9 protein-coding genes are annotated in these 15,345 nt (G+C 47.7%); 8 read left to right on the top strand and 1 reads right to left on the bottom strand.

The features are described from left to right. Positions 1-4 precede the first annotated feature (4 nt). From HC352_RS08565 to rbsK, 8 genes are all read left to right on the top strand, one after another. A complete protein-coding gene (locus tag HC352_RS08565; protein WP_247645191.1) occupies positions 5-2,407 on the top strand; it encodes an HAD-IC family P-type ATPase in 2,403 nt (800 codons plus the stop codon). A 368-nt stretch (positions 2,408-2,775) separates the two neighbouring features. Then, on the top strand, positions 2,776-3,033 hold the full coding sequence (locus HC352_RS08560; RefSeq protein WP_168918471.1) for a GlsB/YeaQ/YmgE family stress response membrane protein: 258 nt from the start codon (positions 2,776-2,778) through the stop codon (positions 3,031-3,033). 126 nt (positions 3,034-3,159) lie between these two features. After that, positions 3,160-5,832 (top strand): sialidase family protein, encoded by a 2,673-nt coding sequence (locus HC352_RS08555; protein WP_211080667.1) that lies wholly within the window; start codon positions 3,160-3,162, stop codon positions 5,830-5,832. A 160-nt stretch (positions 5,833-5,992) separates the two neighbouring features. After that, positions 5,993-9,253, top strand: a complete 3,261-nt coding sequence (locus tag HC352_RS08550) for an integrin alpha (RefSeq protein WP_168918469.1) — start codon at positions 5,993-5,995, stop codon at positions 9,251-9,253. A gap of 128 nt (positions 9,254-9,381) precedes the next feature. Further along, entirely contained in the window at positions 9,382-10,356 is a 975-nt protein-coding gene (locus tag HC352_RS08545) for a sugar-binding transcriptional regulator (RefSeq protein ID WP_168918468.1), read from the top strand. A gap of 159 nt (positions 10,357-10,515) precedes the next feature. After that, complete coding sequence (gene fucP / locus HC352_RS08540; protein WP_168918467.1) at positions 10,516-11,859, top strand: L-fucose:H+ symporter permease; 1,344 nt, start codon at positions 10,516-10,518, stop codon at positions 11,857-11,859. Between the two features lie 9 nt (positions 11,860-11,868). After that, a complete protein-coding gene (locus HC352_RS08535) occupies positions 11,869-12,888 on the top strand; it encodes an aldose 1-epimerase family protein (protein ID WP_168918466.1) in 1,020 nt (339 codons plus the stop codon). A gap of 3 nt (positions 12,889-12,891) precedes the next feature. Then, positions 12,892-13,794: a ribokinase gene (gene rbsK, locus HC352_RS08530; RefSeq protein WP_168918465.1), complete on the top strand. Its 903-nt coding sequence runs from the start codon at positions 12,892-12,894 to the stop codon at positions 13,792-13,794. A gap of 83 nt (positions 13,795-13,877) precedes the next feature. Here the strand turns inward: rbsK and HC352_RS08525 are convergent, their stop codons facing one another. Beyond that, positions 13,878-15,086 carry a zinc ribbon domain-containing protein gene (locus HC352_RS08525; RefSeq protein ID WP_168918464.1) on the bottom strand — a complete coding sequence of 403 codons (1,209 nt, stop codon included), beginning with the start codon at positions 15,084-15,086 and terminating at the stop codon, positions 13,878-13,880. Positions 15,087-15,345: the final 259 nt, after the last annotated feature.

Here is a 15,345-nt window from a genome sequence, read left to right as displayed (position 1 = left end):
TGGGATGAGGGAGAATCCAATGTCGCTTGGTTTAACTGCTACTCAGGTTGCGCAACGTCGTCGTGATGGGCGGGTCAATACGCTACCGCCACGAACGGGTAAGACGGTTGTTGATATTGTCCGGTCAAATGTTTTTACACGGATTAATGCAATTTTGTTTGTGTTGTTTGTGATGGTGATGACAACTGGATCGGTTATCAATGCGGCGTTTGGCTTGTTGATTGTTGTCAACTCGGGCATTGGTATTGTCCAGGAGTTGCGAGCTAAGCGCACATTGGATTCGTTAACACTTATTGGTGAGGAACGTCCGCGGGTTTGGCGTGACGGGGAGCTGATTGAGCTTGGCCAACAAGATTTGGTTCTTGATGACGTGATTGCGTTGGGGTCGGGTAATCAGATTGTGGTTGATGGCCAGGTTGTGGATTCGGACGGCTTGAGTGTTGATGAGTCGATGCTCACGGGTGAATCGGATGTGGTGCGTAAGAAGCCTGGCGATGAGATTTTGTCTGGTTCGTTTGTGGTTTCCGGTACTGGCACCTATCAGGTGTTGAAGGTTGGTGCGGATTCGTATGCGGCTCGGTTGACGGCGGAGGCATCGCGTTTTACGTTGGCTAAATCGGAGTTACAGGCGGGTATTAACGTTATTTTGCGTTATATCACATGGGTTTTAGTCCCGGTTGGCGTTTTGATTATTTATTCTCAGGTGGCGCAGGGCTCGAGTGCGTGGGATGACGTAATTTTGAAAATTACGGGTGCTTTGGTTCCGATGGTTCCTGAGGGTTTGGTGTTGATTACGTCGACGGCGTTTGCGTTGGGAGTTATCCGGCTGGGTAAGCGTCAGTGCCTGGTACAGGAGTTGCCGGCTATTGAGGGGTTGGCACGGGTTGATGTGGTGTGTGCTGATAAAACCGGGACGTTGACAGAGAACCGGATGGTTTTTGAGTCGTTGCGGTTGTTTGACGATGACGGTTCGTTGGTGCGTGTTGTTGATGGTGCTCGGCTGGCGCAATTGGGTGAGGTGTTGGCACAGTTGGCGGCTGCAGATCGGGATCCGAATTCGACGATGCGGGCGATTGCTGAGCGTTTTGATGCGGTGAGTGAGCATTGGGAAGAGGTTAGTCGGCATGCCTTTACTTCGGCAACGAAGTGGTCGGGGGTGACGTTTGCTGGGCGGGGCAGTTGGCTGTTGGGTGCGGCAGATGTGTTGGCTGGTGGAACTGTTTATGCGCGTACTGCTGAGGAGTTGGGGGCATCGGGTCTGCGGGTTTTGATGTTGGCGCATACTGCGCGGGTGGTTGATGATGACACTGACTTAGGTGATGTTGAGCAGATTGGTTTGGTGGTTTTTGAGCAGAAGGTGCGTCCGGATGCGGCTGAAACGCTGGAGTATTTTGCGCAACAGGATGTGACTGTGAAGGTTATTTCTGGTGATAATGCGGCTTCGGTTGGTGCAGTGACGCGCAAGCTGGGTGTGGATTCAGGTCAGGCGGTTGATGCGCGGACGTTGACGGAACAGAATTTTGATTCCCAGGTGGCCGATAATTTGGTATTTGGCCGTGTGACACCGGATCAGAAACGCTCGATGGTGGCGTCCTTGCAGAAGGCTGGCCACACGGTTGCGATGACTGGTGATGGTGTCAATGATGTGTTGGCGTTGAAGGATGCTGATATTGGTGTTGCGATGGGCTCGGGTGCGCCAGCTACTCGCTCCGTGGCAAAGATTGTATTGCTGGATGATAAGTTTGCGACGTTGCCGCACGTGGTTGCTGAAGGCCGGCGGGTTATCGGGAATATCGAGCGGGTTGCGAATTTGTTTTTGACGAAGACGATTTATTCGGCAGTGTTGGCGATGCTGGTGATTGTTTCGTCAGTTCCATTTCCTTTTCAACCTATCCATGTGACGATCACTGGGTGGTTTACGATCGGTATTCCGGCTTTTATTTTATCGTTACCGCCGAATAATCAGCGGGCACGGCGGGGTTTTGTCCGTCGGGTTTTATGGTTTGCAGTGCCAGCTGGAGTGGTTGTTGGTACGTGTTCGTTTGTGACTTTTTGGGTGACAACAGGTGGAGACTTTGGTGATATGTATGTGACTGGTTCGACGGCGGCGTTGATTGCGTTGATTATTCCGTCGACGTGGGTGTTGGCGTGTGTTGCGCGGCCGTGGTCATGGTGGAAGATGTGTTTAGTGGTTTTGTCCTTGGTTGGTTATGGAGTGATTTTTACCTGGCCGGTAACGCAGCACGTATTTATGCTTGATTCGTCGAATAGGGCCATGATGTGGCAAGCCGTGCTGATTGGGCTGATTGGTGCTGGAGTGATTGAGTTATTGTGGTGGCTTGTGAAGTGGTGGCAAAAGGAGCCTGTGGTTTTATGGCGTAATGATCCGTTGATGGCGTGGCGGTAGAACTTTCAGGTAATTCCCAGCTATTGCGCATTGGTTTTATAGCTTGAGCTGGTTAGATATAAGCATCTGAAGGAACCTCTTAGTGTGTAACTCCTGAAGAATGCGGAAAGTGAATATCTGGTAGTTAATCGGTATCAAGATAAGTGCAGTCTTGATGCTATGTAGATATAATTACCAACATAAGAAGTGAGTGGCTGTTGCGTGGACAGCCACTCACTTCTTATATTCTTTCACAGGTGACCGTATAAGCTGATATTTCTCGGTTAGCTGACAAAAGCGATTAACGGTTTCTTGAAGGTTAGACTGATATGACGTGGTATTTGCGCAGCTGTGAGTTGCGTGTAGTTGTTAGCTAGGGGAGGATGTCGGTGTTTAATATTCTTGGAACGCTTGTTTTTGGAGCTGTTATTGGGATTTTAGCTAAGTTTTTTAAGGGCGCGGATCTTTCGATCATAGCTACGGTTGTTTTGGGCGTGGTCGGTGTTGTGCTTGGGAATGCTCTACTATCTGTTTTTGGCTATCCGCTTGATACCCGAGGTATTGATTGGATCCGATGGATTGTTTGTACGTTGACTGCGATGGCAGCGATTGGCTTTTATGCTGGTAGGCAGATGCGTAACAAGTAGTTATTTAGCTTAAAAGGCCGTGAAGTGACATGTTCACTTCACGGCCTTTTATGTAAAAAGGTTGAAATTTTGCGAAATCCTTTGCATAGATGTTTGGTGAGATGTCTGTTGAATAAATGTCGTAGTATGCAGGGTAAGACAATGGTGTCTACTCAAGGAGAAAATGTGATGAGGAGATTGACCTCGAAACTGGTTGGTGTGCTAGCAACAGTTGGGCTAATGTTAGTGCCGGCTTGGCCTGCCTATGCTGGTGAAGATATTGAACCAGATCCAGCCATATCCGAACCAACTGCGATAAGTATTGTCACGAATGAGACAGGTGTTGCGAAACTTTATTTTTCCGATCCGCAAAGAGGAAATGCGTATAGCTTAGGGGAGGAAATTGAACTTAAACTTCGTTTTGAGTCTGATTTACCTTACGGTGTGGATCTCCAAGCGTCTTCTGAGACGGCACAGGGGGCACAAAATTGTTATTGGCATAATTTTCCGGCTAAAGGGCCAGGACGTTTTGACTGTAAACCAGGGGCACAAAATTTCAGATCTTGGCCAGTTTATACGGTGACAGAAAAAGATCAGTTGCGTGGTTGGGCAACAGTTGATTTTACCTTTATTGCGAAAAGGCAACCACATGATCCGACTGGTCAAACAATTACTGTAAAAAAGACGGTAAAAGTCTATAAGCCAGGAGAAGTAGAGAATCTGCCTAAAGATCCTTATCAGGTAACAAAATTAGCGCAGGCAGGTTCGTATCAGTATGACTGTCATCGTATTCCGGCTTTGGCAAAGGTACAAGGACGTCTTATTGCTGCGTGGGATGGTCGGCCCGGAGGCTGTGGCGACGCTCCAAATCCAAACAGTATTATTATGAAATACTCAGATGATGACGGCGAGACATGGAGCGATTTTTCAACTATCGCACAGGGCAAGCAGGGCAGTGATAAAGTCGGATATTCTGATCCGTCTTTCATTGTTGATGAAGAAACTGGAACTATTTTTGCATTCTTTGTTAAGAGCTTTGATGCTGGTATCGCTAGATCTCAAAAAGGTGTAGAACCAGATAATCGACAGATCATTCATACGGTCTATGTCAAGTCAGATAATAAAGGGGAAACTTGGTCGGAACCTGTATTAGTGACGAAAGAAATTTCTCAAGATCAAGACCAGTATGCAAGGTTTGCTGCTTCAGGGCGTGGAATTCAACTAAAGTACGGTCCACATAAAGGACGGTTAATACAGCAGTACACAGTCGTGAATGAAGGTAGCTGGGACTATGGTTTACATCAAGCTGTTTCACTATACTCTGACGATCACGGCCAAAGCTGGCATGCCGGCACTCCCATCGGTGGTGAGTGGGGTAGTGCCATGGATGAAAACAAAGTTGTTGAACTTTCAGATGGTCGAGTTTTGCTCAGTTCTCGACGTTATGAAGGCCAAGCTATCTTCGGCCGGCACTATGCGTTATCTGACGATGGTGGACAGACCTACACGCTGGATAAGACTGATAACCGTCGATTGAAGGATCCGCGCAATAATGCTTCGATTATTCGCGCTTTCCCAGACGCGCCAATGAATAGCGAGCGCGCTAAGGTCTTATTGTCTTCCCATGCTAATAGTGATAGTAGCCGGGTTGATGGAATGGTGAGCGTCAGCTTTGACGATGGCAAGACGTGGCAAGATACCCAAACCTTTAAGAACGGGACGATGCAGTATTCGACCATGGAACCATTGGGTGACGGCAAGTATGGCATCCTCTTCGAAGGTGAAGCTTCGGAGATTCTTTATCGCACAGTTGATTTGGCGTGGCTGGGTCTAGATAAGGCTCTCCCATTGTTGCCAGACGTCGAGAAAGCAGAACAAGATCTTGCTGATAAGCAGGCAGAACTAGATAAGGCTCAGGGCGATCTTGAAGATAGCAAGGCAGAACTAGCAAAGACGGAAGCTGAGAAGGAGCAAGCTGAGAAAGCTCAGCAAGAAGCAGAGAATGCGCTTGCTCAAGCTCAGGACGAATTAGCAAAATTAAAGGCTGAGCTAGAAAAGATCAAGGCAGATAATGAGGCAAATGCCGAGGAGCTAGCTCAAGCTCAGCAAGCTGCTGAAGAAGCTGGAAAGAAGATTGACCAGCTTGAAAAGGATAAGGCGGACTTGGCTGAGAAGTTAGCTCAGGCACAAGCTGAAGCACAGGCTGCTAAAGAAGCTCAAGCACAAGCTCAAGCTGAAGCAGAAAAGCTGAAGGCAGAGAAGGCAGAACTAGAGAAGAAACTCGCCGATGTGCAAAACAAGCCAAAGGCTGAGATTCCACTTGTTCCATTGACTCCAGCTCAGCCAGCTGACACGCCAAGTGAAGAAGAATCCCAACCGAAGGTCATGATCCCGGCAGGCGATATTGTTCAAGGCGGAACATATACCTTCACGGGAAGTGGATTTACTCCAGGTGAAAATTACCAGGTGACAGTCCACTCCACCGTCGTCGATCTGGGTACTGTTACCGCTGATGAGCACGGTAAGTTCAGTCTTGCCTGGAAGGTTCCAGCTGATTTCGCACCTGGCCAACACACTGTGAAGGTGTCCGGAGCTGCTGCTACTGTGAGTGCTACTTTCGATGTTATGGCAAAGAAGGTAGCGCAGGAAGACGCTAACCCCGCGCCACAAAAGCCGCAGGTTGTTCCAGATGTTCAGCAACATAAGCCAGTGTTAGCAAAGACTGGTGTTGGACTGGGCGTTGTTGCTATGGCAATGTTCGCCATGTTGGTTCTTGGTGGCGCACTAAGTGTGACTAGCCGCCGGCATTCTAACAGCTAAGTTATCAACCAACAAGTGCCCCAGTAGATACGTCTACTGGGGCACTTTTGGACCTTCCCTCTTGCTGAAAAGAATTCCCATTCGATTTAATTAGGTTAGGGTTACCTAATTGAACTAAGAGGAAGGTTAAGAATCCATTGTGAAAAATATAAGAGCCATAGTGGCTGGCATGTGTATGGGAATGCTATTTGCACAATCTTTTGCATTCTCAGCGTACGCTAACGATAGTGAAATGCCCGCAGATTCCGACACATTAGCGAGTGAAAAACAAGCTACTCCGGCAGATTCTACAGGGCGTCAATGGGGTGGAATTGACGGTAGTCGTTACGGTGACGCGGTGCGGAAAACGGACCGCATAACATATCAGGAAGCTGGCGTAATTCCTCAGGTCACATGCGATCTCGCTGGTGATATCCAAAACGATCTGCTTTTCATTTCGGAAAAAGAACATGTCCTTGCTGTGTTGACGCATATTCCCTACGGATCAGATACTGAGCAAATCGAAAAACATTTGTCAGAGCAACCAGATATTCGTCGCTACCAACTGCCAGATACCAGTGCCGGACCATGGAAAGTATCGTGCGTAAAAATTAACCACGGAGAAAAAGCGACGCTCGCATTAGCTCACGGCAACATGATTTATCTTGTCGACCGGACTATTTTTGATGACGTGGTAAGTGCTGATATCGTTCAACTGCCCATTCGCGCGAAATATGTATTTAGTGCTCCAGTTATAGATTTAACTGCTGGTTCGCCAGTACTTGAAGAACATGCGATGGTAGCGGTTTCTGGTAACCATGTCTTCTATTTTTCCACTCTTACTCAAAAGGGAGATATTTCTAGTGAGCATGCAACAAAAATCTGGAATTTACCGGTTAACGACGATCAGGCAAGGGCTGTTGCGCTGAATAGTGTTTATGGTGAAGAAAGCGTCATTGGCATTGGCTTACCGAGCGTTGCTACCGTCTACGCTATCCCGCTTAGCGCAGATTCTGGTGACCTTAGCGGTCAAGCCGCCACGATTATTGCCCACGATACGAGCGGGACAAGTAAGTTTGGTTCTGCAATGGTGGGAATCGGCGATATTAACGACGATGACTATGATGACTATGCCATTGGAGCTCCTGGTGCCAATAATAATAGTGGTGCGGTAGCGATTATTTACGGGCAGGCCGAATCAGCTGGCGACAAGATGGTTACCGTCGATCTTAATTCCACAACTGCTGACGCAGTAAAAACAAACGGCACATCGTCGGGACACCTTTTACGGCAAAGTGCAGTGGGACGATTAGGTATGTCGTTGGCTTACCTACAGCAAGACGGAATGGAAAATCCGGGAGCATTAATTGTTGGGCGTCCCGATCATGAAGAACATCCTGGAGCGCTGATGATTTCAGCACGTGCGTTAAATAAGGATTGGAATTCTGGACTAGGTGTTGATTCAATTCCGCGTAGTCAATGGGCATGGTTTGCTGCTGAAGAAGGTGAAGGCGACGGTGGTCTCGGCGTTGGAGTAGTCCAATCGTCAGACACTGTTGAGTATCTTTCGGCGGTTTTGACAACTGATTCGGACGGAAAAGTGAACGTGTGGACAGTCGATATGAGCCGCCAAACAGAAAAGACTGATCCAGTAGAACCACTATATCCAGCTCCAGATAAAATCATTGAACCACCAGCCATCAAGCCGATTGATACAACGGCGCAGAAACGTTGGGTTGGGGAGTTTTCGGACGGTCTAGGTAGTGCCATTGCACGAGAGCGTTGTGACGTTACTGGTGATGGTAAACCTGACTTAGTGACATCCTCACCGATGCGCTCAGAATGGAAATTTGATCCCCACTATGAACTGTCAACCCCTACTCACGGATGGATCTTGAATGTTACTGGGCAGTTGCAGATTATTCCGCATGCTACACCGGGAAGTGTTTTGCCTGACGATTCCATTGTGACGATTCATGGACCGAAAGAAACTCAAGATCCAGCAGCGGACGCAGCTATGGGATTGTCCGTGGCTTGCCTAGGAGATGTTAATGGTGATGCGATTGACGATATTGCTGTGGGTTCGCATACGATGGGTACAGTTTGGGTGCTCTACGGCGGTCCAGATATCGCATATACCGACATGAACGCATTAGATCGCAATCATGGTTTTGCTATTCGGATGCCGTACGAATATGGGGCAGCTGGGTATCAGGTTGCTAAAGTTGGCGACATTGATCATGACGGTTTAGCTGATATTGGTTTCATTGTTGCTAATACACCGTTGTCACGTGGGGAACGCGGATCATATGGGACAGCGTTAATTGTTAGTGGACAAAAAGAATCTGACGACGTTGACCTTATTGAATCCTATGATAACCCACGCGTGATTTGGCGTGCTCAAACCCCGCAAGGACACACATTATCAGCATTTAATGTGGTTGGCGATATTAATGGTGATGGTCAGCAAGATTATGTTCTAGCAGACTTCAATTCATTTTCTGATACCGGTACAGTTCCTGGTCAAGCATGGGTAGTGTATGGGTCAGCCGATACTCATATTGATCTTGATAACGATGTTCCAGGCTTTACTCTGGTGATGCCGTCGGATGCTTCGTATCGGTTGGGTGCTGGAAATTCGATTGCTTCACTTGGCGATATTGATGGTGATGGACTTGGTGATTTTGTTATCGGATTTGATGGTGGACAGGTAGTTAATACGACGAACGGAGGTATCGCTCTTGTCCATGGAGCGAATTTTGCATCGACGACGTCGTCCACTCGTGTTATTTCGCCAAACGATGTAGCCCATCAGGATTCAACAATATCTGTTGTCACTGGAATGGGAAGTGGCGATGGATTTGGGTGGGCAGTAGATGCTTTACCGGAACGTAAGCTTATTGCAGTAGGTGCGTGGGGTGACCAAGGTGACGGTGCTGTTTATCTACTTGATGGGGTAAAAATTCCCGCCGGAGTAACCTCTGTTGGGGATCTTGGATCGGCAGTTCGGCGTATTGATACTGATGCACACCGTGCACGCTTTGGCCGTTCAGTTGCATTTATTGGCGACTACATGGATGCTACTACTTTGGCTATTGGCGCTGATGGTGTTGTTGATGATCCAGTTGCCGACGAAGAAGGGTACTCGCATGCCGCGCACATTCTCACTATGACAATAGATGAGGAACAAAATACTGTTCCGGACGTGAAGCCAGACGTGAAGCCAGACGTGAAGCCAGACGCAGATTCTGGGGTGATGGATAAAAACCAACACAAGAAGCAGTCCCAGATACTAGCGCAGCCAGTTAACCCGGTGGTACGTCACTCGCTGGCGCACACTGGCCTAACCGTCATGAACATCATGGCAGCTCTAGGTGCTGTTCTTCTGATGGGAGTGGGGTGTTTAGCAGCAGTAAATAGACAACGCTCAGAAAACTCATAAAGGCTACACACTCAAGAGTTACTAAATGCAGGATACGTGATACACCTATATGTAGGCGTATCACGTATCCTGCATTGTTTTTAGGTGGGATGCTGCTACAACAAGGAAAAGTCGATAGGATGCGAGTTATGGAGTCATTGAGTGAGCGCGATATTCAATCCCTTGATGCTGCCAAACTATATTATTCTGGGCTGAATCAAGAACAAGTTGCTCAACGGCTACATGTTTCCCGGCCAACCGTCTCTAAACTATTGGCCCACGCCCATGCGCAAGGCTTTATTGAGGTGCGAATCCTAGATCCTCGAGAACAAGATGAGATGCTGGTTGAGGAACTACAACGTCGTTATCATCTAATAGATGTTGTTCTTGTCAGTCCAGTGCGTACTGGGGAAGTGGCCATGCGTGATGCTCTCGGGAAAGCGGGCGCTCAACTCATTGGATCCTTAGTTCGTGATGGAGATGCTATTGGTCTAGTACCGTCACGGACAATCAGTGCGATAGCTGACTACCTTGAGCCACGCCCACGGCGCAACGTTGAGGTAATCCAACTCAGTCGCGGATTATCGGATCCGGTGCCGCAACCAGGGCGGCCAGGCACACTCGAACGTTTTGCCGCAGTATTTAGTGCTCACTGTCAAGAGCTGAATGCGCCATTATTTTTAGGTTCAGTGCCAGTTCGTACCCGGTTGACTCAAACGCCACACGTGCGCCGGGTTCTTGAAGCCGGTGCGCAGGCAAGGATTGCGATATATACCGTCGGATCAACGACGGCGAACCGGGAACTTATTGAATCTAGCCCACTATCTGAAACTGAGAAAGAAACTATTTTTGCTCGATCAGTAGGCGATATTTGCGGGCGATTTGTTGATAGTGAAGGACGGGTCTGTCTTCCAGACCTTAATAATCGCACGGTAGGAATCACGTTGCCGGAATTGCGCCGCAAAGAACAAAAAATTCTCGTAGCTGGCGGACCAGAGAAAGTCAGCGTCGTCAAAGCCGCGTTAGAGCATGGCTACGTCAACAGGCTAGTAACCGACGTACGCACCGCACAACACATCGTCGGAACAAATGTTCCATTTAAGCACGAACGCTACAAAAAATAAAAATAATTGTCCAAAAATTGCGAGTAAGCACTGCTATATCAACGTTTCCATAACGGAACAATCGTTACGTTGAGATGGTTCACATATTGAAGTAGAAGGGCTAGATTGAGGGTAATCCAGATCATAAGTTCAACGACGAACTCCGTGAAAGGTTTACTCATGGCCACTAATACTTCATTTGGTCTTATTAAAGATCCAACGATCCAACAACCAGATGGATATCTTGATAAAACTCCAATTTGGCAATACATCCTGCTATCTATCTGTTTCCCTATGTGGGGCGCCGCGGCATCCCTCAACGATGTCCTCATCACTCAGTTCAAGTCCATCTTCGAACTATCTGATTTTGCCTCAGCTTTCGTACAATCCGCTTTCTATGGAGGTTACTTCCTCCTCGCTATCCCAGCTTCGCGTGTGATTCGCCGCTGGAGTTATAAGTCGGGACTGCTCATCGGGTTAAGCTTCTACATTATTGGCTGTATGTTGTTCTTCCCAGCTTCTCATGTAGCCACCTACACCGTATTTTTAGCTGCGCTCTTCGCTATCGCAGTAGGATTATCGTTCCTCGAAACCTCCGCAAACACCTACTCGTCGATGATCGGCCCACGTAAATACGCCACCCTACGCCTTAACATTTCGCAGACGTTCTACCCACTCGGATCCATTTTCGGTATCTTGCTTGGCAAATACCTTATTTTCACGGACGGAGACGCCCTCCACAAGCAACTCGACGCTCTATCTGGGATAGAACGCCAACAATTCGCTGAAGAAATGTTGCAACGCACCCTTGGGCCATACCGCTGGATCATCGTCGTCCTAGCCGTTCTCATGCTTGTTATTGCTATTACGCAATTCCCGCACGCCAAACCACTTTCGCACGACAAGGAAGTTAAAGCTACCATCGGTGAAACCTTGCGATACCTCGGAAAGAACCGTAATTTCGCCACTGGTATTTTTACCCAATTCATGTACGTCGGTATGCAAACTGCAGTATGGTCATTCACCATCCGGCTGGCCCTTAACCTCGACGACACGATTAACGAACGTACCGCTTCAAACTACATGATATGGGCCTTCGCAGCCTTCTTCGTTGGCAAGTTCATCGCTAACATTCTCATGACCAAATTCAACGAAAATGTTGTCCTGATCGGTTACTCTATTGCTGGCGTTCTCGCTCTTCTCTGGGTTATCACCGTCCCTAATATGACAGCAGTATATGCCGCAATCCTCACCTCGGGTCTTTTCGGTCCATGCTGGGCAACCATCTACGCTCGAACACTCGATGCTATTGAAGATAAGCGCCACACCGAAACCGGTGGTGCGGTGATCGTGATGTCCATTATCGGAGGCGCAGTTATCCCTGTTATCCAAGGTCTCGTCTCAGATACTTTAGACTCAATGCAACTGGCATTCTCTGTATCGCTCGTGTGCTTCCTCGTCGTCTTGATGTATTTCGTTAAGCAACACCGGGCCGAAAAAGCTATTTCTACAACTGAAAAGTGAGAAATCATTATGCTAACAATTCCTCTTCAACGAAACCAATTTACTAACGTATGGCAACCAATCGTGACCAGCGAGGATATCAAAGTTCGATCCTATCGCTACGATACTGGAATCGAAACACTCCGCCTGGAAAATAGCCGCGGATATATTGAAGTCCTACCATTTATGGGACAAATAATTTGGGACGCCGAATTCGATGATACGTCGTTACGAATGACGAATATGTTTAGCCGGCCTCAACCATGCAAAGAAATAGTTGACACATATGGCTGCTTTGCGTTCCATTCGGGACTATTGGCTGCCGGATGTCCGTCACCGGAAGATAACCATCCCCTGCACGGTGAATTCCCCTGCGCAACAATGGATGAAGCGTGGTTAGAAATCGACGACGACGGAACAGTACGTATCGTATCTTCCTACGAATATGTGCAAGGTTTCGGACATCACTATCAGGCAGTGCCCCACGTGAGTATGCGTCCTGGCTCATCCATGTTTGATATCGGAATGAAAGTCACCAACCTTTCAAAGTATGCGCCGATGCCGTTGCAATATATGTGCCACATGAACTATGCCTTTGTCGAGAACGGAGTAATGACCGAAAACTTGCCTGAGGGTGCATTCCAACTTCGCCGTACTGTTCCTGCGCATGTTACGCCAACTGCACGCTGGAGCGAGATCAACGAACAAATTTTGGCTGGAGACATCGATGGTTCATCGTTGGCGCAAGCAAAAGAATTTGATCCAGAAATTGTTTTCTTTGCTGATGATCTGCCGCAGTACGGAAAGAATATTGAATGTGAATTAGCTAGTGAAGATGGGGTTGTTTTCCGTACAGAATTTAGTTCTGAAGAATTCCCGGTGGCTACTCGCTGGATCCTCTACAATGCTGATCAACAAGTTGCAGCTTTTGTCTTGCCTGGAACATCGCGTCCTGAAGGTTTCCTTGCTGCATGTGAAGCAGGTACGCTAATTGAATTAGAAGCGGGACAGACTCGGACATTTACCGTCACTACTGGAATTAAGGAGTAATTCATGGATATCGCAGTAATCGGATCAAATATGGTTGATCTCATCTCATATATTGACCGTATGCCAGCTGAAGGTGAAACTCTGGAAGCTCCAGATTTCCACATGGGTTGTGGCGGTAAGGGGGCAAATCAGGCAGTTGCTGCAGCGCGTCTGGGCTCCGATGTTTTGATGATCACCCGCGTCGGATCAGATATTTTTGCAGATAACACGGTAGCTAATTTTGAGAAGAACGGGATTGATACCCGGTATGTGATGCGTACCGAGGGAAGCTCGGGAGTAGCACCGATCTTTGTTGATGCGGAATCGCATAACTCGATTCTGATTATCAAAGGTGCCAACGCCCAGTTATCGCCTGCTGATATTGATAATGCCGCAGCCGATATTATCCAGTGTAAACTTATCGTTTTGCAGCTTGAAGTGCCGTTAGAAACAGTTTATGCTGCAATTCGTTTCGGTAAAGAACACAATATTCCAGTTTTGCTCAATCCCGCGCCGGCTCAGCCAGATTTGGTGCTCTCTGAGGTGAAAGACTGTGAATACTTCATGCCAAATGAATCTGAGCTTTCACTGCTCACCGGTATGCCTGTTGATACGATCGACGACGTTCGCAATGCAGCTACAGCACTCCTAAACGCAGGGATGAAGAACGTTATTGTTACCCTTGGTTCTCGCGGAGTTTTGTGGATGGCTGACGGTGTTGAAGAGCTCCTTCCGGCCGTTGAGGTACAACCGCGTGATACCACTGGTGCGGGTGATGCGTTCATCGGTTGCTTTAGCCACTACGTTGTTAAAACAGGTGATGTGCGATTGGCTTTGGAAAAAGCTAACCGGTATGCTGCCGATTCGGTAACGAAGCTAGGTACACAGACGTCATATGCTACTGCGGAAGAGTTTGCGCAACTGTAACCGAGGTGTTGCTCATGAGGGTGGGCTAGGGAAAATACTTTCCCTAGCCCACCCTCATATTTACCTATGGTGAACTGGACTTATCACCAGTATTCACGAGCGCTATAGATTTCAATTTCCGGCTTTCCGGCGGAGAATTTAATCTGCCCGTAGAAAGCAAACTCTATTTCTTTGGCCGGTGGGTCTTTAATAAAGGCGCTAGGGTTTGGCTTAATATGAATGGTTCCCTTGCCAGAAGTGAAATTTGATTCGTCGTATTTGGTAATTTCTGCGATTGGAGTTACTGGGCTAAGCTCTGCTAGATCTTTGTTACGTACCGCGTAAGGGCAGACCTTATCGAGATTCCCTTCAATAGACGCGCAGCGATCGTATTGTTTCTTAACCGTGTCAAGTACAAGATCGCGTAAAGCGTCAGTGTATTTAGCAGGAATATCAATCGAGAGATTTTTCTCCCCAACTGAAACCTTTTCTTCGCCAGCTAGATATGTTGAGGTACTTTCTTGGGTAATGTTGTAGATACCTGGGTAGAGATAGATAGCTGTAAGCAAGCTGGAATCATCAAAAGAATGGTTAACTTCGCCAATAGCAACGCCAGTGAGTTTGGTATTTATTGCTACCTCCCGGATAAATGGATTGAGAATTTCCCAGGTGTGCATAACGAGTTTTTCGTTTTTGCCGGGACGGGTGATAAAGAACGTATTAGCCTTAACACCGTTCAGGCTATATGTGGCTTCGACGATTGTTGATGTTGGGGAATCGATAGAGGTTTCGAAGTAGCTGTCTTGTGACGCAAAAGCAGGAATTTTGTTTGTAATTTCTCCGGAACGTTGCTTAGCTTCATCTTTCGACAGTTCGCGAACATCTAAAATTTTGATGCGTTCTTCGGCATTTTTTAAGCTGTCGTTTGTTAAGAAATCCCGATCGTTGTTTGAAATGCCTGGGTCAACAAGGGAATTTGCGCGATCGGCATCTCCATCAGCAATCGCGTTAAGGTAATCGCGCACCTGTGCTTCGGCAGTGCGGTTGAGGTTGATGAAAAAACTAGCGATAAACATGCCGGTGATAATAAGTGCAACAATAATGATGCCGAGGAGGATTCGCCGACGACGTTTCTTCTGTTCTGGGGTCAGCGGCGGTTTGGGCATTGGTGCTGGCGTGGGTACTGGTGCTGGCGTGCCCTCTTGAGGTGCTGGCGGAGCGGGTATAGCCCCATCAGGTAATACGCTATCGGTTGGTGGTGTTGGATCAGCTGGTGGTGTTAATTCATTATCGAAATCAGGAAAATCATTCATAGTATGCTACTTTGCGGGTAGATAATAGTGTGCGGAAAATGGTGGAAGGACTAAAGTTAGCAGGAGGATTCAAGCGAATCTCTCGTGTCTTTTGCTTATTTGAGCTTTGCTGCTGAGTTTGTTGAGCTGCCAACGGACCTATGCAATCGTTGAAGATAACTCAGCAACACAGTTGCGTAATGCTTCGCTTTCATCTGACCGGCCAAATCATTTGTCCATGATGCTTGCCTTTCGAAAATACTGTGTTATGTCTGCATAT

The sequence above is a fragment of the Arcanobacterium buesumense genome (assembly GCF_012563545.1).
GTDB classification, from domain to species: domain Bacteria; phylum Actinomycetota; class Actinomycetes; order Actinomycetales; family Actinomycetaceae; genus Arcanobacterium; species Arcanobacterium buesumense.
This window is presented reverse-complemented; position numbering and strand designations above follow the sequence as displayed.